At 61.0% G+C, this 20,107-nt stretch carries 17 protein-coding genes; 8 read left to right on the top strand and 9 right to left on the bottom strand.

Translation table 11 applies throughout. The features are described from left to right. Positions 1-221 precede the first annotated feature (221 nt). A complete protein-coding gene (locus RGR602_RS06830; protein ID WP_039846704.1) occupies positions 222-1,613 on the top strand; it encodes a multicopper oxidase family protein in 1,392 nt (463 codons plus the stop codon). Positions 1,614-1,753: 140 nt separating this feature from the next. Here RGR602_RS06830 and RGR602_RS36930 read toward each other — a convergent pair whose 3' ends face one another. Beyond that, on the bottom strand, positions 1,754-2,218 hold the full coding sequence (locus RGR602_RS36930) for a hypothetical protein (RefSeq protein ID WP_223844035.1): 465 nt from the start codon (positions 2,216-2,218) through the stop codon (positions 1,754-1,756). Between RGR602_RS36930 and rnd the strand changes: the two genes are divergently transcribed. From rnd to RGR602_RS06815, 3 genes are all read left to right on the top strand, one after another. Beyond that, on the top strand, positions 2,109-3,212 hold the full coding sequence (gene rnd, locus RGR602_RS06825; protein WP_223844003.1) for a ribonuclease D: 1,104 nt from the start codon (positions 2,109-2,111) through the stop codon (positions 3,210-3,212). The two genes, RGR602_RS36930 and rnd, sit on opposite strands and share 110 nt — an antisense overlap. A 93-nt stretch (positions 3,213-3,305) precedes the next feature. Then, positions 3,306-4,370 (top strand): adenylate/guanylate cyclase domain-containing protein, encoded by a 1,065-nt coding sequence (locus RGR602_RS06820; RefSeq protein WP_039844490.1) that lies wholly within the window; start codon positions 3,306-3,308, stop codon positions 4,368-4,370. A 55-nt stretch (positions 4,371-4,425) separates the two neighbouring features. Then, on the top strand, positions 4,426-5,784 hold the full coding sequence (locus RGR602_RS06815) for an esterase-like activity of phytase family protein (protein WP_039844489.1): 1,359 nt from the start codon (positions 4,426-4,428) through the stop codon (positions 5,782-5,784). Between the two features lie 273 nt (positions 5,785-6,057). Here RGR602_RS06815 and ppx read toward each other — a convergent pair whose 3' ends face one another. From ppx to RGR602_RS06795, 4 genes are all read right to left on the bottom strand, one after another. After that, positions 6,058-7,581 carry an exopolyphosphatase gene (gene ppx / locus RGR602_RS06810; RefSeq protein WP_039844488.1) on the bottom strand — a complete coding sequence of 508 codons (1,524 nt, stop codon included), beginning with the start codon at positions 7,579-7,581 and terminating at the stop codon, positions 6,058-6,060. A gap of 12 nt (positions 7,582-7,593) precedes the next feature. Next, a complete protein-coding gene (locus RGR602_RS06805; RefSeq protein WP_039844487.1) occupies positions 7,594-9,798 on the bottom strand; it encodes an RNA degradosome polyphosphate kinase in 2,205 nt (734 codons plus the stop codon). A gap of 65 nt (positions 9,799-9,863) precedes the next feature. Further along, entirely contained in the window at positions 9,864-10,562 is a 699-nt protein-coding gene (gene hdaA, locus RGR602_RS06800) for a DnaA regulatory inactivator HdaA (RefSeq protein ID WP_039844486.1), read from the bottom strand. Beyond that, on the bottom strand, positions 10,559-11,680 hold the full coding sequence (locus RGR602_RS06795; RefSeq protein WP_039844485.1) for an AI-2E family transporter: 1,122 nt from the start codon (positions 11,678-11,680) through the stop codon (positions 10,559-10,561). The genes hdaA and RGR602_RS06795 overlap by 4 nt, the downstream gene beginning before the upstream one ends. A 238-nt stretch (positions 11,681-11,918) precedes the next feature. Between RGR602_RS06795 and purM the strand changes: the two genes are divergently transcribed. Together purM and purN are read left to right on the top strand one after the other, a co-directional pair. Beyond that, positions 11,919-12,992 carry a phosphoribosylformylglycinamidine cyclo-ligase gene (purM, locus tag RGR602_RS06790; RefSeq protein WP_039844484.1) on the top strand — a complete coding sequence of 358 codons (1,074 nt, stop codon included), beginning with the start codon at positions 11,919-11,921 and terminating at the stop codon, positions 12,990-12,992. After that, positions 12,989-13,651 (top strand): phosphoribosylglycinamide formyltransferase, encoded by a 663-nt coding sequence (gene purN / locus RGR602_RS06785; protein WP_039844483.1) that lies wholly within the window; start codon positions 12,989-12,991, stop codon positions 13,649-13,651. Before purM ends, purN begins: the two co-directional genes overlap by 4 nt. Before the next feature lie 4 nt (positions 13,652-13,655). On the opposite strand, the gene RGR602_RS06780 is transcribed toward purN, so the two are convergent. The 3 genes from RGR602_RS06780 to RGR602_RS06770 form a co-directional block, all read right to left on the bottom strand. Next, the gene (locus RGR602_RS06780) at positions 13,656-14,819 is read right to left on the bottom strand and encodes an alpha-D-ribose 1-methylphosphonate 5-triphosphate diphosphatase (protein ID WP_039844482.1); all 1,164 of its coding nucleotides are present in this window, start codon (positions 14,817-14,819) and stop codon (positions 13,656-13,658) included. 119 nt (positions 14,820-14,938) lie between these two features. Continuing rightward, positions 14,939-15,532, bottom strand: coding sequence for an NUDIX domain-containing protein (locus RGR602_RS06775; protein WP_039844481.1), 594 nt, complete (start codon positions 15,530-15,532; stop codon positions 14,939-14,941). Continuing rightward, positions 15,529-17,667 (bottom strand): molybdopterin-containing oxidoreductase family protein, encoded by a 2,139-nt coding sequence (locus RGR602_RS06770; RefSeq protein ID WP_039844480.1) that lies wholly within the window; start codon positions 17,665-17,667, stop codon positions 15,529-15,531. Before RGR602_RS06770 ends, RGR602_RS06775 begins: the two co-directional genes overlap by 4 nt. Before the next feature lie 83 nt (positions 17,668-17,750). On the opposite strand from RGR602_RS06770, the gene RGR602_RS06765 reads away from it, so the two are divergent. Both RGR602_RS06765 and RGR602_RS06760 read left to right on the top strand, forming a co-directional pair. After that, the gene (locus RGR602_RS06765; RefSeq protein ID WP_039844479.1) at positions 17,751-18,620 is read left to right on the top strand and encodes a 23S rRNA (adenine(2030)-N(6))-methyltransferase RlmJ; all 870 of its coding nucleotides are present in this window, start codon (positions 17,751-17,753) and stop codon (positions 18,618-18,620) included. Positions 18,621-18,675: 55 nt separating this feature from the next. Then, on the top strand, positions 18,676-19,272 hold the full coding sequence (locus RGR602_RS06760) for a glutathione S-transferase (protein WP_039844478.1): 597 nt from the start codon (positions 18,676-18,678) through the stop codon (positions 19,270-19,272). 54 nt (positions 19,273-19,326) lie between these two features. Here the strand turns inward: RGR602_RS06760 and RGR602_RS06755 are convergent, their stop codons facing one another. Further along, positions 19,327-19,962 carry an outer membrane protein gene (locus RGR602_RS06755; protein WP_039844477.1) on the bottom strand — a complete coding sequence of 212 codons (636 nt, stop codon included), beginning with the start codon at positions 19,960-19,962 and terminating at the stop codon, positions 19,327-19,329. Between the last annotated feature and the right edge of the window lie 145 nt (positions 19,963-20,107).

Genomic DNA, 20,107 nt, shown 5'->3' with positions numbered 1-20,107 from the left:
AAGGGGCTCGAATGGCTCTCCGGTGCCGACAAGAAAATCGGGCGGAAAAGCGCATGGACGGTCTGATTTGTCAAGGCTTGGGCCGCATTGAGCACCACTTTGACGCGGTTTATTCGGGCGCGTCATGCAAGGCAACTGCGGCAGTTTGGCCCTCACTTCCTTATTGATGAAAGGCGCAGTCAACTTTAAAGATGGCGCCATTGTTGTTGCCGGAGCGCCAGATGCCCCTACTCACCCGCCGCAATCTGTTGAAGGCGTCCGCCGTCGCCGGCGCCTACAGTGCCGGCATGGGCATTGCCGGCAAGTTCGGCTTTGCCGGCTCGGCGCCCGGACCGCAGGTGCTGAAGGCGGTGAAGACCGAGGCTTCGCTTACCGCTGCCGGACCGACGAGGGATGTCATGACCTGGGGCGACGGCGGCCCGCCGCCGGTGCTTCGCATGACCCGCGGCAGGCCCTATGCCGCACGCCTGACCAATGCTCTCGACGAGCCGACGACGATCCACTGGCACGGCCTTCGCATCGACAACAGGATGGACGGCGTGCCCTTCATGACGCAGCCCTACGTCTATACGGGTGACAGCTTTGACTACGCCTTCACGCCGCCGGATGCCGGCACCTTCTGGTATCACCCGCATTGCAACACGCTGACCCAGATGAGCCGTGGCATGACCGGCGTGATCGTCGTCGAGGATCCTGCCGATCCGACTTTCGATGCCGAGATCGTGCTCAACATGCGCGACTGGCGGCTTGGCGGAGATGGGCAATTCATCGCTCCGTTTCGTCCGCGCGACGCGGCAAAGACCGGCACCCATGGAACGGTGCGCACGGCGAACTGGCAGCAGGAGCCGCAATATGATGCGCCGGCCGGCGGCCTTGTCCGCCTGCGCATCGCAGTGACGGATGTTACCCGCGTCTTCTCGCTGCGGATGGAAGGCGCCAAGGCGACGGTCATCGCCATCGACGGCAATCCGGTGCCGCAGCGCTTTGCGCTTGACTTGCTCCAGATCGGTCCCGGGCAGCGGCTGGACCTTGCCGTGCGGATGCCGGACAGCGAAGGCGGTATAGCGATACTGGAGGATATCCGGGGGACCGGGCCCAAAACGATCGCGAGCCTGCGCGCCGTCGGTCAGTCGCTGAAACGCAACGCGGGCGACCTTGCCCCGCTTGCCGCCAATCCGGTCCCGCAGGCCGATCTTACCGCCGCCGAGAAGATACCACTGGTGCTCAGCGCCACGGCGCAAAACGCCTCCGTCGACAGCATATGCGGCACACTCGGTTACAGTTTCTGGGCGATCAACAGGCTGCCGTGGCCGGGCGATATTGCCGATCCGACCGCCCCGCTTGCCGAACTGAAGCTTGGCAAGAGCTACATCTTCCAGCTCGAGAACGTGACGCCGCACCTGCATCCGATCCATCTGCACGGCATGAGCTTCACGGTCGTTTCGTCCTCGACACGCGAGGTGATGCCGCTCGTTTCCGACACCTATCTCGTCCAGCCCGATGAGAAGGTCCAGCTTGCCCTCGTCGCCGACAACCCGGGCAACTGGGTGCTTCATTGCCATATCATCGAGCACCAGAAGACGGGAATGACGAGTTATGTGCGGGTTGTTTGAGGTAGGATAAAGTCCTCGTCCGCCTGCCGCACCTTCTTCCGGCTTTAACCGGGAAAAGGTGATATGCCGCAACCCCTCCATCCTTCTCAGCCATTCGCGAGGCAAGCCCACACTGGCGGGGAGGCGGTTAGGGTGAAGGGCTACGGCATGACGTAGCCTCCTGCATCCGGTTCCTCGGCAATTGCACTGCCTCTAGCAGGAGGACGTGCACTGAGAAGGCCCTCCCCATAAGCGGCATCGAAATCTTCGCTTTCATTGGTCTGCCTGCGATGATCGCTGCCGGAGGCTGGATTGCCGTGCTCGCCAACGAATACAGCAATCGTGCGACGCGCCGTATCGATCCCGGCGAATAACCCGCCGGCCACGCCCGCATAGGCACCTTCAATGTATTGACATATCGAGCGTAAAGGAGAAGGAAGGTTAACCGACCTTTTTCCTTGCGAATGAATTGACATGATAGAAACAACCGCCGAATTGGCGGCCGCCTGCAAAGAGCTGGCCACGTCCGACTTCATTACAATCGACACTGAATTCCTGCGTGAGACGACATTCTGGCCGGAGCTTTGCCTGATACAGATGGCGAGCTTGACGACGGAAGTCATCATCGACCCACTTGCTAAGGGCATAGACCTTGCACCCTTTTTCGAGTTGATGGCCAACCCGAATGTGCTGAAGGTTTTTCATGCGGCGCGCCAGGACATCGAAATCATCTTCCATCGCGGCGGGCTGATCCCGCATCCAATCTTCGACACGCAGGTCGCCGCCATGGTCTGCGGCTTCGGCGACAGCGTTTCCTATGACCAGCTCATCAGCCGGACAAAGGGCGTGCAAATCGATAAATCCTCCCGCTTCACCGACTGGAGCCGCCGGCCGCTTTCCGAAAAGCAGCTCGATTATGCGTTGGCAGACGTCACACATCTGCGCGACGCCTATATTTATCTCAAGGCCGAACTGGAGCGCGAAGGCCGCTCGTCCTGGCTCTCGGAGGAGATGGATATTCTCGAATCGCGCGAGACCTACGACATGCATCCGGATGACGCATGGCAACGTTTGAAGATGCGGCTGCGCAAACCGCAGGAACTTGCGACCGTTAAATATGTCGCGGCCTGGCGCGAGCGGGAGGCGCGATCCCGCAACGTGCCGCGTTCACGCGTATTGAAGGACGATGCGATCTACGAGATCGCCCAGCAGCAGCCGAAAGACACCGAGGCCCTGAGCCGCCTGCGCACGATCCCGAAGGGATGGGAGCGTTCTGCCGCCGGTACGGCGGTTCTCGAAGCCGTCAATGCGGCCCTTGCCCTGCCGAAAGCCGAGATGCCCCATGTGCCCCGCCACACGCAGGCGCCTGAGGGTGCTGCCGCGGCGGTGGAATTGCTCAAGGTACTGTTGAAGCTGATTTCGGAAAAACACGGCGTCGCGCCGAAAGTCATCGCCAACAGCGAAGACCTCGACAAGATTGCCGCGGACGGCGAGAAGGCGGAGGTGGCGGCACTCAGCGGTTGGCGCCGCGAATTGTTCGGTGCGCCCGCGCTGCAGCTTATCAAGGGCGAGATCGCGCTTCGTTTCGTCGGCAAGAAAGTCGATACCGTTTCGCTTTGATGGTCCTTGCCCCTTGAGCCGGCTTGCGAAATCGCTTGACCGAAGCGTCTCGCGTGGAAAAATGCGCGCCGGTGCCAACACAGGTCAGATGTCATGAAAGAGATTTCTCCAGCGCAGAACTGGCTTCTCTTAACGGCCGTGATGGCTGCAAGCGGTGTAGCCTATAGCCTGGTGATCTATCCCGATGAACCGGTCATCATCGGCGCGGTCTTTGCGGTCTTTATCGGCATGCCGATTTTGGCCTTCGAGCGGAGAGCCTTCCTGCGCCCGCTCTACCGGCGGCTCCAGAAACTTCCGACGGCGTCGTTCATCATTTCAGCTTTGCTGATTTATGAAGCCCTCATGAACATCGGCTACGCGCTGGCCGCCTCGCTGCTGTCGGCGATCGGGCTGATCAAGCCTGTGTCGCTCTTGAACATCCTTGTGATGCCGTTCAACGTCTTCATGTATGCGCTGGGGGTCTGCGCTGTCGTCATCTTCGTGTTGCGCGTGCGCGAACTGCTCGGCCGCGATGTTTTTCTCAGCATGTTTTCCGGCCGCTACCGGACCCCCGTCCAGGAAGAACGCATCTTCCTCTTTATCGACCTCGTCGATTCGACCCCTTTTGCCGAAAAGCACGGAGATCTTCGAGCGCAGCAATTGCTGAACTCGCTGTTCGCCGCTTTTGCCGAACCCGTGCGGCGGAACAAGGGGGCGATTGATGATTACGTCGGCGATTCGGCGATCATAACCTGGCCGCTCGCGCGCGGGCTGAAGGATGGCCGCTGCGTGCGCTGTATCTTCGACATCCTGAACGATATCGAAGCCGATGCGGAAAGCTGGCTGAAGCAATATGGACAGGTGCCCCGCCTGCGCGCAGCCCTCCATGGCGGCTTTGTCATCACAGCAGAAATCGGCGTCGATCACCACAAGATCACCTATTTCGGCGACACTGTGAATACAACTTCAAGGCTTGAGTCCCTTTGCAAGACACTGAACCGGCCGGTGCTGATCTCGAGCGAGCTGGCCCAGCGCCTGACGCTGCCTGAAAGGATCAGCGCGCAGGACCTGGGTGTTCATGCGCTCAAGGGCCGGGGCCAGGGACTCGGTGTCATGACGCTGGCACAGGCCCTGCCCAAGTCGGCAGCGTCACCAAAGCTTCATTCAACCTTCAATTAGTCGCCATCAATGGACTGCTAAGCGAAACCGCCATTTCATTTTACTGGAGGTTTCCATGAAAGCTGCGCTTTTCAGTTCCGTCTCCCTCTTCTTCCTCGTCGCCGCCTCCGCTTCCGCCGACCAGCAGGCTTTTCCCGCCAAGCTCGCCGGTCAGGCGATCCTGCCTGCCAACACGCTGGTTCCGGCACCCGTCGACGCGCCCGAATTCCTGAAGCACGCCGGCAAGTTCACCACCCCGGACCGCAAGCGCACTGAAGCGCTCGGCTCCGTTCCCGGCAAGGACGGACAGCGCATCACCGACATCAAGCTGCCGCTCGACGGCCAGCCTGTCCAAGGCTTTTCCGGCATCAAGACGATGGACGACGGCACGTTCTGGACGCTCTCCGACAACGGTTTCGGCACCAAGGGCAACTCCAGCGACGCCATGCTCTTCCTGCACCAGATGAAATTCGACTGGACGACCGGCAAGGCCGACGTCGTCAAGAATATCTTCCTCTCCGATCCGAACAAGATCGCGCCCTTCCCGATTACTCTCGAAGGTGCCGAAAAACGCTATCTGACCGGCGGGGATTTCGACATCGAATCCATCCAGCCGGTCGCCGACGGCTTCTGGCTCGGCGATGAGTTCGGTCCCTATCTTTTGAAAGTCGATACCGAAGGCCGGTTGACCGACGTGATCGCCACCACGGCCGATGGCAAGCTGGTGATGTCGCCCGACAACCCGCTGCTCTCGGTTCCGGCAAATCCGGCCGCCAAGATGCCTGCCTTCAACCTCAAGCGCTCCGGTGGCTTCGAAGGTCTTGCCATGTCGAAGGACGGAACCAAGCTTTACGGCCTTCTGGAAGGCGCGCTCTATCGGGATGACGGCAAGATGGAATCCGTTGACGGCCACACCGCCATCCGCGTCATCGAGTTCGACGTGACCTCCAAGAAATGGACGGGCCGCAGCTGGTTCTATCCATTCGAGGACAAGGGTGCGGCGATCGGCGACTTCAACATGCTGGACGACACGACCGCCCTCGTCATCGAGCGCGATAATGGCGCCGGTACGAAGGACAAGGTCTGTGCCGATCCCAAGGAGCCCAAGCCGGACTGCTTCCAAGCTCCGGCGGAGTTCAAGCGCATCTACAAAATCGAGCTCGACGACGCCAACGCCGGCAAGGGCGTGCGCAAGATCGGTTACATCGACCTGATGCGCATCGAAGACCCGGACAACAAGAAGAAACAGGGCGGCCGCGAAGGCTTCTACGACATGCCCTTCGTGACGATCGAGAATGTCGACCGCGTCGATGCCACGCATATCATCGTCGGCAACGACAACAACCTTCCCTTCTCCGCCGGCCGCGCCGTCGACAAGGCAGATGACAACGAGTTCAGCCTGCTGGAAGTGGGTGATTTTTTGAGTGCGAAATAGACAGACGCTCTTGGGGATGGAGAGGGTGGCGCGTGAGTGCTATCGTCCCCTTCCTTGCGGCTGACTGCGGATGAGGCGTTGCTCGGCAGACCGTTTTTTCGTTCTCCCGCCTCATGCCTGTGTCTGCCACGGAATCCGGTGCGCCAAAGTCCTTGAGGCGCGGGAGGCTCATTTTGATTTGCGGGAGAGTTATTCGCCGTGGCTGGATTCTGAGCACAGGAATGACGGTGTTCAAGGGGCGTTCCACCGCAGAACAAAAACCACGAATGCCCCCTACTCGAACCTGAACGCCAGCCGCCTGTTCGTCAGCCGCGAGAGCTGCTGCAGGCGGCCGTCGAGGCGTTCTCCCGCGAAGTCGCGATATTCCGATGGCACGACGAATTCGAGGTCGATGCTTGGATTGGAGGACTTGCGGAATGTCAGATTCTTCACCAGGCCCGGCATGGAGGCCGAGAAGAGATAGACGACGCGCAGCATGCCGCCGAGCAGCTTGGCGCGCTCGACATATTGCGGGCCGGCGATCGTGGCGAGCGGTGCCGTCGAGCCGTCGTCATGTAGGCCTTGGAAGCGGTAGTAATTGGCGAGCGCGATAAAGGCCCGGCCGGGATGGCTGATCCCGACGAAGGAGGAATGGGCAATCAGGTTCAGCGCCTGCAGGCCGCGGTAGTCCGGATGCGCGCGCCAGCTGATGTCGGCGAGCAGGCACGCCGCCTGGCGGTAGCGGGCTTCCTCTTCCGTTTCCACAACGCCGAAATACGGCATCATGAAGCCGGTCCATCGCGCAAGCTCGCGCGCATGCTCAGGAGAACGCGCGCGCAGGATGGCAAGCTCGCCGGCCGCTGAAAGCAGCGGATCGGCGCGCCGCTCGCCCTCCGACAGCAGCGAGTAGAGATAGCCTTCGCGAACGCCCTGCGCCGAGAAGGAAATGACACCGGGATTCATCGCGCTCAACACTTCCTTCATGGCAACGGCGCCGAAGGGCAGCAACGCACGGCGATGCTTCGAGACCGCCTGGAAGGCCGGATCCTTGGAGTCCCTGGCTACTTCCACCTGGTCGAGGAACTGCATCATCGCTTCGAGAGAGACCTCATAGCCCTGCATCATGTGAAGCGGATATTGGGTAAGTTCCATGTGCAGCTTGGCGATGTTACGCCAGGTGCCACCAACCGCGTAGAAGGTTCGCCCGGCCCCCTTTTCCAGGATTTTCGTGGCGCTTCGAACATGCTTGCGAGCGAAAGTGCGGGCTTTTGGGAGGGAGCCGCCGGCATATTCCGAAAGGCGAAGCCCTCCAAGCGGCAGGGTGATCCCCCTGCCGATCTCGCGCTCCTTGATGTCGATGAGTTCCAGCGAGCCGCCGCCGAGGTCGCCCGCGATGCCGTCCGGATGGAAGAAGCCGCTGATGACGCCGAGCGCGGAAAACTTCGCCTCCTCCTCGCCGGAAAGCACGCGAACCTTGCGCTGGAGGATCGTCTCGGCTTGGTGGATGAAATCGGGCCCGTTGGAGGCTTCGCGCGCGGCAGCCGTCGCCAGCACATACATGGTCGCCGCGCGGGCCTGGTCGGAAAGGGCCTTGAAACGATGCAGGGCGGCCAGCGCGCGGGCGACGCTTTCCTCATCCATCCTGCCGTTCAGCGCGATGCCCTTACCGAGGCCGCAAAGCACCTTTTCGTTGAAAAGGATCGCCGGCGACCGGGACATGCCTTCGTAGATCACCACGCGGATCGAATTCGACCCGATATCGACGACGGAGACCGGAGCAATCCCTGGAAGGCGCCCCTGGGCTTCTGATTCAACCATGCAGGTCCAGTTTTATCTCTTGGTCCAGCCGGAAAGCAGGCCGGCGATCAGCTTGGGCGCACTGGATTTCAGGGCTTCACCACGGCCGGAAAGGCTGGGATTGGTCATGAAATACTGCTGCGCATTGAACGGCTCTTCGCCTTTGCGCACTTCCATGCGCCGAGACGTGCCGTCGGGCAATATCTCGTAGCTCTGCTGATTGTCAATGATATTGCCTAGCATGATCTGGGACAAAACCTGCTCGTGCACAGTCGGATTGATGAGCGGGACGAGCGTCTCGACGCGGCGGTCGAGGTTTCTTGGCATCATGTCGGCGGAGCCGATATAGACGAGCGCCTTGTCGGAGGGCAGGCCATGTCCATTCCCGAAGCAGAAGATGCGGCTGTGCTCCAGGAAACGGCCGACGATCGACTTGACGCGAATATTGTCGGAGAGGCCCGGCACCTGCGGGCGTAGGCAGCAGATACCGCGAATGACCAGATCGATCTCAACGCCTGCCCGGCTTGCCGTATAGAGGGCGTCGATAATCTCCGGATCGACGAGCGAGTTCATCTTCATCCAGATCGCTGCTGGCGCACCGTTCTTGGCATGTTTGATCTCCTCGTCGATGTGACGGAGGATGCGCGAGCGCAGCGTATAAGGCGAAACGGCGAGCTTCATGCTCTCCTCCGGTTCGCCGTAGCCGGTGATGAAGTTGAAGATGTTCGCCATATCGTGGGCGATCACCTGATTGCAGGTGAAGAACGAGAGGTCGGTATAGATCTTCGCGGTGACCGGATGGTAGTTGCCGGTGCCAAGGTGGCAGTAGCTGCGGAGTCTGCCCTCCTCGCGGCGAACGACCAACGACATCTTTGCGTGTGTCTTGAGCTCGATGAAGCCGAAGACGACCTGCACGCCGGCGCGTTCGAGGTCGCGTGCCCAACGGATGTTGGCCTCTTCGTCGAAACGGGCCTTGAGCTCGACGAGGGCCGTCACCGACTTGCCGGCTTCGGCAGCATCGATGAGAGCCCGGACGATCGGGCTGTCGTTCGAAGTGCGGTAAAGGGTCTGCTTTATCGCCAGAACATCAGGATCGCGCGCAGCCTGGAGAAGAAACTGGACCACCACGTCGAAAGACTCGTAGGGGTGATGAACCACCATGTCCTTTTCGCGAATGGCCGCGAAGCAGTCTCCGGCATGCTCGCGAACGCGTTCGGGAAATCGCGCATTGTAGGGCGGAAACCGAAGGTCGTCGCGCGGCGCCTTGGTGATCTCGGAGACCGTATTGAGCGCGAGCAGGCCCGGCAAAACGGCGACGCGATTGTCTGGAACGTTCAACGCCTGCACTACGAACTGGCGCAGCGATGCCGGCATCTCGGAATCCGTCTCGATGCGGATCACCTTGCCGCGGCGGCGGCGCTTCAACGCGGTTTCAAAGAAGCGCACGAGGTCTTCGGCTTCTTCCTCTACTTCGATATCGCTGTCGCGGATGAGGCGAAATGTACCGGAGCCCTGCACCTCGTAACCGGGATAGAGCCGGTGAATGAAGATGTTCGCGACATCCTCCAGCGTGATATAGCGGATCGTGCCGGCGTCATCCGGCAAGCGCACGAAGCGATCGAGCGCAGGCGGCAGGCGAAGCAGCGCCGTCATCGGCTCGCGCCCGTGCTTGCTGGTAAGCTGCAGGCCGATCGAGAAACCGAGGTTCGGGATGAACGGGAACGGGTGAGCCGGGTCGATCGACAGTGGCGTCAAAACCGGAAAGATCGCCTGCTCGAACTCTGCGGCCAGCCACTGCCGGTCGGCGTCGCTGAGAGCGCCGGGACGGACGAACAGGATGTCTTCCTTCGCGAGATACTGCTGCAGGACGGCAAGCGAAGCCTGCTGCTCCATCTGCAGATTGTCGATCTCCTGCAGGATTGCATCGAGCTGTTCGGCGGGCGTCTTCCCGTCCGGCGTGCGAACCACGATGTTCTGGCGTACCTGGCCTTCGAGGCCCGCGACGCGCACCATGAAGAATTCGTCGAGATTGGCTGCGGAAATCGACAGGAAACGGACGCGCTCGAGCAGCGGGTGCTCAGTGTTCAGCGTTTCCTCGAGAACGCGACGGTTGAACTGCAGCCAGGAAAATTCACGGTTGATGAAACGTTCGGGACTAGCGAGCAGGTCTTCCAGCGGCAGGACTGCTGCCGCTGTTTGCGGAATGGGTTCCTGATGCTCTGCTACCGCACTGTCCATGTTCCGATCACCCCGTTTTACTCGTCCATGCGCAGTATATCAGTTTCACGACGGAACTGTGACAGTCAATCGGACGACGCCGAATTACCCAATTCATTCAACACTTCGGCAGCGAGAGACCGGGTGATTTTCGTGCCCCGCGCAAGGGCCAGCCGGTCGAGCCTTTCGACGATCGTCTGGGCCGCGTTTAGCGACCGCTCCATCCGGTTCACGATATAAAGGACGAGTTTGTCATCTATATTAAGCTGCCGGTCGGAGAAGAGCTTGACGATAACCTGCGACAGCAGTTCCTCGTCCGGCTCGCCGATTTCGACGACGGTCGCAGCCTTGAGCCTCGAGCGCAGGTCGGGAAGCTCAACCGGCCACGACATCGGCCACAGGCGGCTCGTCATCAACAGGCTGTTGCCGTTTTCGCGCACGCTGTTGATGACGTGAAAAAGTTCGGTGTCATCGAAGCCGAGGCGGTCGACATCCTCGAAAAGGACAGGCCCGTTTGCCGCAGTAACGGCGGTATCCGATCCTCGCTTCGGATGGATGCCGACGGCACCGCTATGCTCTTTCCAGATGCTTGCAAGATGCGACTTTCCGGAACCGACAGGCCCGGCCAGAATGACGACCGGCGACGGCCATTGCGGCCACGCGTCGATGATGGTCACCGCAGCGCTCAGCCGGTCGGAGACCAGCAGGTCGTCTCGGCCGCTTGCCGCATCATGGGAAAAGACCAGCGGGAGCTGTTCCCCCGCCTTGCGCTTCACGTCGTTCATTTGGAATCGGCTTTTGTCTTCCGGGCGTCGGCAGGTTGCGAACGGCCCGCATAAAGATCGCTCTGAAGGTAGCGCGAGAGTGCAAAGCGGACAAGGACGCCGACGGCGGCAGCCGCCGGCACGGCAACGAGCAGGCCGACGAAGCCGAAGAGCGCGCCGAACGCAAAGAGCGCGAACATCAGCCAGACCGGGTGAAGTCCGACGCTGTGGCCGACGAGTTTTGGCTGCAGGATATTGCCTTCCAGGAACTGGCCGCTGAAGAACACAACGAGCACGGCGCCGACCCAGAGATAATCCGGCCAGAACTGAACGAGCGCCACGCCGACCGCAAGGACCAGCCCGACCAGCGAGCCGACATAGGGGATGAAGCTTATCATGCCGGCAAAGAGTCCGATGAGCAGGCCGAAGTTCAAGCCGACGAGCGACAGACCGACGGCGTAGTAGATTCCGAGGATCAGGCAGAGAGAGCCCTGCCCGCGAATGAAGCCGGCGATCGCCTGATCGATCTCATGAGCGATCTGGCGAACGTCGCGGACATAATCGCGCGGAATCCACTGATCGACCTTGGAAATCATGCGGTCCCAGTCGAGCAGGATGTAAAAAGCAACGACCGGCGTCACCACCAGCAGCGAGATGACGTCGACGATGGCCTTGCCGGAATTCCAGATCTGGCCAAAGAGGCCGGTCAGGAAGCCCATGCCTTCCGACAATATGCCGGAGAAATTGTCCTTGATCGTGCCGAGCTGGTTCCTGATCCAACCCGGAAGCACGGAATCCTGTACATTGGCGATGAAGGCCTGCAGCTGGCTGATATATCCGGGGAGCCGCTGGGCGAAATCGTTGAACTGATTGATCAGGACCGGAATGAGGATCATCAGCGCCAGCGCGAAGATGATGACGAAGGCGACCAGGATGCCGATTGTTGCCATCAGGCGGCTGAGCCCCAGACGCTGCAAACGGTCGGCCACGGGATCAAGGAAATAGGCGATCGCCATGCCGGCGACAAAGGGCAGCAGGATGGAGCTGAAGATATAGAGAAAGACGATGAAGAAGACGAGCACGCCCAGCCAGAAGAAGACCTGCCGTTTGAGACTTGCTCCACTGACCTGATGTGGCATCGCTTTCCCCGTTCGTCCGCCCGTGACGCAGTCTTTTCGCGCCGCTACTCGAAGCACATAGGATGCGGGCCCGAAGATGGTCAACCCTGCGGCGGAAAATCCAACCCTCCCCTATGGAAAGAGCGGGAAATTGGGGCTTTTCTCCATCGCCGCCTTGCATAAAGCGCACTCTCATGCAATTGCGACCCGCATGTGACGCGGTCCATTATACCGCCCGAACCAGCCATCGGAGATCAGCATGAGCCAGTCTGGACGAAACGGCCTGACCTATAGCGACGCAGGCGTCGATATTGATGCCGGAAATCTTCTGGTTGAGAAGATCAAGCCTGCCGTGCGCTCCACGAGGCGGCCTGGCGCCGATGGCGAAATAGGAGGCTTCGGCGGCCTGTTCGATCTCAAGGCCGCCGGCTTCACCGATCCGGTTCTCGTCGCCGCCAATGACGGCGTCGGCACCAAGCTGAAGATCGCCATCGACGCGGATTACCACGAAACGGTCGGCATCGACCTCGTTGCCATGTGCGTCAACGACCTCGTCGTGCAAGGTGCTGAGCCGCTCTTCTTCCTCGACTATTTCGCGACCGGCAAGCTCGATCCGGAACAGGGTGCGGCGATCGTTGGCGGTATTGCTGCCGGGTGCCGCGAGGCGGGCTGTGCATTGATCGGTGGCGAGACGGCGGAAATGCCGGGCATGTATTCTTCCGGCGATTACGATCTGGCAGGCTTTGCCGTTGGCGCCGCCGAGCGCGGCCGGCTTCTGCCTGCAGGCGATATTGCCGAGGGCGATATCATCCTCGGCCTCGCCTCCTCCGGCGTTCACTCGAACGGCTTTTCGCTGGTGCGCAAGATCGTTGAGCTTTCGGGTCTCGGCTGGGAGGCGCCGGCGCCTTTCGCCGAAGGCACGGCTCTCGGCGAAGCGCTGCTGACGCCGACCCGCATTTATGTGAAGCCGCTTCTGAAGGCGATCCGCGAAACCGGCGCCGTCAAGGCGCTCGCGCACATCACCGGCGGCGGCTTCCCCGAAAATATCCCGCGCGTGCTGCCGAAGCATCTTGCCGCCGAGATCGATCTTGCCGCGGTCAAGGTTCCGCCGGTCTTCTCCTGGCTTGCCAAGACGGGCGGCGTCGAGGCGAAGGAAATGCTGCGCACCTTCAACTGCGGAGTCGGCATGATCGCCGTCGTCTCGGCTGAAAATGCCGCTGCGGTGACCGTCGTCCTGGAATCGGAAGGCGAGAAGATCATCACGCTCGGCCGGATGATCGGCCGCGCAGAAGGTGCGCCGGGAACGGTTTATAAGGGCACGCTCGCTCTATGACCATGCCGCGCAAACGCGTCGTTGTCTTCATTTCCGGCGGCGGCTCCAACATGATGGCGCTCGTCGCGGCGGCGAAAGCTCCGGACTTTCCCGCTGAAATCGTCGGCGTGATTTCCGACAAGGCGGATGCGGGCGGCCTTGCGAAAGCCGCCGCGGAAGGCATTTCCTCGTTCGCTTTCGTTCGCAAGGATTATGCCAGTAAGGAAGCCCACGAGGCGACGATCTTTGAAGCGCTCGACCGGCTCTCGCCGGATATTCTCTGCCTTGCGGGCTATATGCGGCTTCTGAGCGCGAACTTCATCCAACGGTACGAGGGCCGGATGATCAACATCCACCCTTCCCTTCTGCCGCTCTTCCCGGGCCTCCACACGCATCAGCGCGCCATCGACGCCGGCATGCGGATAGCAGGGTGCACGGTGCATTTCGTGACCGAAGGCATGGATGAAGGACCGGTGATCGGACAGGCCGCCGTACCGGTTCTGTCCGGCGATACCGCCGAGACGCTCGCCGCGCGCGTCCTCACGGTCGAGCATCAGCTCTATCCGCAAGCGCTGCGGCTCTTTGCCGAAGGCAAGGTGCGGATGGAAGGCGGCAGGGCGGTGGGCGCAGAGATATCCGCCCGCCCCAATGCCAATCACATCATTTCCCTGATCGCCTGATCCTTCAGGCAACGAGCGCCCGAAGCTGATGCAAGGTGCCGTCGCTGTAAACGAAGCGTCCGCCGCAGAAGGTGGCGCGGATGCGGTGCACATCGCCCGGCTCGACGACGACCAGATCGGCGCGCTGACCGACGGCGATCTCGCCGCGGTCCGTCAGACCTGCGGAACGGGCGGCATTCCTGGTCGCCATGGCGACCGCGGCCGGCATTGCGGTGTAATCGGCGATCTTGAAGATGCCGGGCACGAAAGCCGCCGGGTGATAATCGGCAGCAATCACCGTCAGGAGCCCGGCCTTGGCGGCATCGAGCGCACTCAGATTGCCCGACATTGACTGGCCGCGAAGCGCATTGGGCGCTCCCATAAGCGTCCAGAGCCCGCGGCGGCGGGCCTCCACGGCAGCTGGTAGCGTGACCGGAAACTCGCTGATCGTCACACCGAGGTCATGCATCTCGGCGACCTTTTCAGCACTATCGTCATCGTGGGAAGCAAGCGACAGCTTCCACTTGAGCGAGAGGGCGACGATCTCTTTCAGCTTTGCCTCGATCTCCGGATTGTTGCGCATCGCAATGCGCTTGGCGACCATTTCCGCTGCCATTTCCTCGGAGATCGCCCGGCGCTCGGCGATGCTCAATATGTAGCTCTGGATGTTGTTGTACTGCCCCTGCCCCGGCGTATGGTCGGTCAGCGACACCATATCGATATGACCGGCTTCTAGCAGCTTTTCGAGCGCGGGCGCGGCACCCAGATTGGTGATCTCATAGCGCGCATGGACGCGATGGTCGATCAGCAGATCGTGCTTGAGCCGGTTGATCCCCTCGATGATCGCACCCGTTGTTTCGAGTGAGCGGACATAGCCGTAGACGCTCTCGGTCGCAAAGGAAATCGCCGCAAAAGCCGTCGTCACGCCGGCGGCCGCGAGTTTCTTGTCGAGTTCATGGATGCCGAAATCAATCGGCATCATGGCGTTCGGGCGCGGGGCGATCTCGCGCTCGACCATGTCGCCATGCAGATCAACAAAACCCGGCATCAGCAACCGGCCGCCACCGTCGATGGCGGCATTGCCGACCGGCTCCGGCCGTATCTCGGCAATCGCCCCATCCTCGATCCGGATTGCGCCCCGGCTCACCACCTCTTCGCGAAGGACGAGCGTGAAATTGCTGAGCCACATAGGCACTCTCCTGTCGGCATTCCATGATTTGATAAACTGCAGCGCTTAGGCGGGATTCGTGACAACGGTATGAACTTGGATACTGCTGCGACCATCAACCCGAAGCACGCAAATGTCGATTAGATCAAGCTATCCCTGTTCATCGCCGCCCATTGCAGAAGGATGATGGTCTTCATGTCGCGGATATCACCGCTTTCGATCATGGCGATTGCCGTGTCGAGCGGCACGTCCAGCACTTCGATATCCTCATGCTCTTCGTCCAGGCCACCACCGTTCGAGACGCGGTCGGACGTATCGATCGGCGCGGCGAAGAAATGCACGACTTCGCTGTTCGAACCCGGCGAGCTGTAGGCCCTGAAGAGGAACCGGACGTCGCGGACGCGGAAGCCCGTCTCTTCCATCGCTTCGCGACGGATCGCTGCTTCCGGCTCCTCGCCGTCCAGAAGGCCGGCCGGCGTTTCGATCATGAAGGCGGGCTCGCCCCGAAGATCGGGCGGCAGGCGGAACTGTTTGACGAGCACGACCGAGCCGCGTTTCGGATCGTAGAGCAGGATCGTCGCGGCCGGCGAGCGGTGATAGACCTCGCGATGGAGGCGATGGGTAAGGCCGTTCGAATCCGTGTAATCGAGCTTATAAACACTCAGCCGCGTCCAGCCTTCCGCGAGCGTCGTTTCCTCGACGACCTCCGCCCTTGCCTTCGCGAACTTCGTCATACGTCATCCTTGCGCAGCCAGACCTTGTTGTCGTGGACCGCCGCACCGCCATAGGGCGCGACGGGGTCTGCGCCGGTGAGCACATTGATGCCCTCGCCGTCGACATGCGCCTTGTTTGGCCACAAGCCTTCGGCGATCAGAACGCCCGGCTTGACCTCGGTCGTAACGTGGGCGTGCAGGCGCACCTCGCCGCGCCGGTTTCCGATCTGGACGAGATCGCCGTGGGCAATGCCGTTTATCTCGGCATCCTGCGGATTGATCATCAGTTCGGGACGCCCCTCCTTCTGCCGCGAGGTCTTTGTTTCGGAAAAGCTGGAATTCAGGAAGTTGCGCGCGGGCGAGGTTGCCAGCCGGAAGGGATGTTCGGCATCGGCCATTTCGATGACATCCACCTGATCGGGAAAAGCCGGCAGCTCGGGATGCGGGCCGAGCAGGCCGACGGATTCCGGTGGACGGTTAGGCGCCGGCTGGTTCGCCCAATCCGGCCGAAAGCGGAACTTGCCGTCCGTATGCGCGAAACCGTTGAGGAAATGTGCATCTTCGAAGTCAGGCTGGCGGTCGAACCATTTATGCTCGAGGAAGTGGTCGTAGTCCGGCAGGCCGCTTGTTTCGAGAATGCGGTCAACCATTTCCCGGGCGCTAAAGCCGAAGCCTGGCTGATCCGCAACGCCGAGGCGCTTTGCGAGCTCCTCGATAACGAAAAGGTTGGTCCGCACCGTCGGCGGCGGTTCGACGAGTTTCGGGCCGAGCAGGATATGGTTCTGGCCGCCGGCGCGGTAGATGTCGTCATGCTCGACGAACATCGTGGCGGGAATGACGATATCGGCCAATTCCGCCGTCTCGGTCATGAACTGCTCATGGACGGCCACGAAGAGATCGCTCCGCGCAAAGCCGCCCTTCACCAGGCGTTGCTCAGGCGCGATGTTCACCGGATTGGTATTTTGAATAAGCATGGCGGTGACTGGTCCGCGATGGCGGAGTGATGCGGCATCACCCGTCAGCACGCGGCCGATCTGCGACTGGTCGAGCATGCGGATATCCGGATCCTTCATCGATTTGCCGGTCAGCTCCGCGTTGTTCATGCGGAAGATGTCACTGTTCGAATGAAAGGCGCCGCCGCCCTCATACTGCCAGGAGCCGAGCACGGTGGCAATCGAGGCTGCGGCATGCATGGCGACCGCGCCGTTGCGCTGGCGGGTGAAACCGTAGCCGAGGCGGAAATAGGTTTTCTTCGTCGTACCGACGAGCTTTGCGAAGGCTTCGATCTCATCCACCGACAGACCGGTGATCGCGGCCGCCCATTCCGGCGTCTTCGTCTTGAGATGCGCTTCAAGACCTGCCGGATCGTCGGCATATTTTGCCATATAGGCCCGGTCGGCGTAGCCGTCACGGAAGGCGATGTGCATGACGGCGCAGGCGAGCGCCGCATCGGTGCCAGGCCTGACGATCAGCGCCATGTCGGCCTGCTTCATCGTCGGATTGTCGTAGATATCGACGACGACGATCTTCGCGCGGCGTTCCTTGCGCGACTTAATTGCATGCGTCATCACATTGACCTGCGTCGCGACCGCGTTCGTACCCCAGATGACGACGCAATCGGTGCGGCCCATCTCGCGCGGATCGGGACCGCGGAGCGTGCCCGTTGCCATCGTGAAGCCGGTCCAGGCCGGGTTGGTACAGATCGACGAGAAGAAGCCGGAATAGCGTTTGGCGTGGCGCAGGCGCTCGATGCTGTCGCGCTGCACCAAGCCCATGGTGCCGGCATAGTAGTAAGGCCAGACCGCCTCGCAGCCATCCTTCCCTTCGGCCTTCATGAAGGCTTCGGCGATCTCGTCCAGAGCCTCCTCCCAAGAAATCTGCTGCCAGCGCCCCTCGCCTTTCGCGCCGATGCGGCGCACAGGGTGCATCAGCCGGTCCGGATGGTAGAGGCGTTCGGCATAGCGCGCGACCTTGGCGCAGATGACGCCGGACGTATAGGTGTGATCGTTGGCACCGCGCACACGGCCGATGCGGCCGTCCTGCGCAATCTCCACTTCCAGCGCGCAGGTGGAGGGACAGTCGTGGGGACACGCGGTGTGCCCGACCTTCTTGCCGGGATCGGCGGATTTGGCGTGAATGGGGGTCGCAATGTTCATGGCTTTTCTATATTCCAAGCCGTCATCCGCCAAAAGCCGGAAATGACGGCTATGACATGAATTCATAACAGGCATCAGCGAAAATGAACTACCGCCACATCTATCACGCGGGCAATTTTGCCGATGTGCTGAAGCACGCCGTTCTGGCGCGTCTCATCCGCTATCTGCAAAAAAAGGACGCCGCTTTCCGAGTCCTCGACACGCATGCCGGCGTCGGGCTTTACGACCTCTCCTCGGAAGAGGCGCAAAAGACCGGCGAGTGGCAGGACGGAATCGGCAGGATCATGGAGGCCGAGCTTGCGCCGCAGGTGGCCGGACTGCTCGAGCCCTATCTCTCCGCGGTCCGGGAACTCAACCCGGATGGCGGCGTGCGCTTTTATCCCGGTTCGCCGAAGCTTTCGCGCATGCTCTTTCGCCCACAGGACAGGCTTTCGGCGATGGAACTGCATCCGGAGGACTATATCCGCCTTCACCGGCTGTTCGAAGGCGATCACCATGCCCGCATCACCGAGCTCGACGGCTGGCTGGCGCTCGGCGCGCATCTGCCGCCGAAGGAAAAACGCGGCATCGTGCTTGTCGATCCGCCGTTCGAGGAGGACGGCGAATACGATCGTCTGGTTGACGGCCTGGCGAGGGCCCACCGGCGGTTTCCGGGCGGCACCTATTGCCTTTGGTATCCGCTGAAGAGAGGCGCTCCCATCAAGGAATTTCACGAGGCGCTGCAGGTGACCCAGATTCCGAAGATGCTGTGCGCTGAACTCAGCGTGCGCAGCGACCGCGGCGTTACCGGGTTGACAGGCTCCGGTCTCATCATCGTCAACCCGCCCTTCACGCTGAAGGACGAGTTGCACGCGCTGCTGCCGGCGCTCAAGGATCATCTCGCCCAAGATCGATTCGCCTCACAGCGCGCCTTCTGGCTGCGCGCCGAAGCGAAGACCGTAAACGCCGATTGACCGCTTGCTGCACGTGCGAAATTTGTCCGCGCCGAAACCGCTTTCGAGGTGAAACATGAAGCTGCTCTGCTCCCCGACATCGCCCTATTCCAGCAAGGTGCTGATGGCCGCGCATTATCTGGAACTCGGCGTCACCGAAATCCGCGTCGATACCAATGCCGGCCCGGCAATCCTCGTCGACAACAACCCGCTCGGCAAAATCCCCACGCTTTTGACCGACGACGGGGTTTCGGTCTTCGACAGCGTGGCGATCATGCATTATTTCGGGCGGCTCAAGAACAGGAAGCTCTACCCTTCGAAGAACGGCAAGCGAACCGATGCTGAAATTCTGGAAGCACTCTGCGACGGCATCTGCGACTGCCTGCTGGCGATCGTTTACGAGCGCCGCTTCCGCGACGAGGAGAAGGTGCACCAGCCCTGGATCGACCGGCAGTGGAAGAAGGCCGTCAGCGGCCTGAACCACATCAGCGCGCATCCACCGAAGATCGGCCGGAGGCTGAATGGCGGTCACTTCGCGCTTGCTGCGACGATCGGCTATCTGGAATTGCGCTTCAAGGGCCAGTGGGAAGCCGAGCATCCGGAACTGATCGACTGGGCACGCAAATTCGAGAAGAAATTTCCTGCCTATCAGGAACTCAAGGCGCACGGCTGAGAAACAAAAAAGCCGGGCGCGAGGCCCGGCTTTCATCAGGTTTGTTCGGCAGACTTAGAACTTGACGCCGATACCGACCTTGACGCTGTGTTCGTCATAGCCGCGGGATACGTTCGTGGCGCCGAGATCGAAGTCCTTGTTCTGATAGTCGCTGAACCGATATTCGACACGTGCCGTGATGTTGTTCGTCACCATAGCTTCGGCACCGGCGCCGACGGTGTAACCGAAAGCTGTATTGGAATCGGATTCACCGAAGCCGCTGACCTTGTTGTTCGCCGCAGCGGCACCAGCCGTCGCGTAGAGCAGGAACGGGTTCAGGTCGTAACCGACACGGCCGCGAACAGAGCCGTTGAATCGGTTCTTGTTGGTGATGCCGTCAGACGTGCTGTCGAGGCCGGAATAACCGAGATCGGCTTCGACACCGTAGACGATCTGGCCGCTCTGCCAGTTGTAGCCCGTGTAGAGCTGGCCGCCCATGGCGTAACCGTCGCGGTCTGCACCGAAGTTGCCCTTGTTATAGGTGCCCGCGCCGCCGAGGTAAAAGCCTTCCCAGTTACCTGCAGGAGCGGCCGGCTCGGCCTGTGCTACCGGAGCTTCCGGAACCTGGTCCACTGCATCGGCGGCGTTGGCGGCGGAAAAGCCGGCGATCACGAAGGCGGACGCCATCAGACTAGCAATAAATGTACGCATACTCATTTCTCCTTTCGATCTCGCGCCCTTCGTAACTGTCCTACGCCGAAGCATTCGCGAGAAATTACAAGATGTCCCTCTCGGATCGAGGTCGAAAGTGGAGCGCAATTGCGGATTTGAGAGAGCCAAATTGTGAAATGATTGA

This window comes from Rhizobium gallicum bv. gallicum R602sp, assembly GCF_000816845.1.
Lineage (GTDB): Bacteria > Pseudomonadota > Alphaproteobacteria > Rhizobiales > Rhizobiaceae > Rhizobium > Rhizobium gallicum.
Note: the sequence above shows the minus strand (reverse complement) of the source record. Positions and strands in the feature narration are given on the sequence as shown.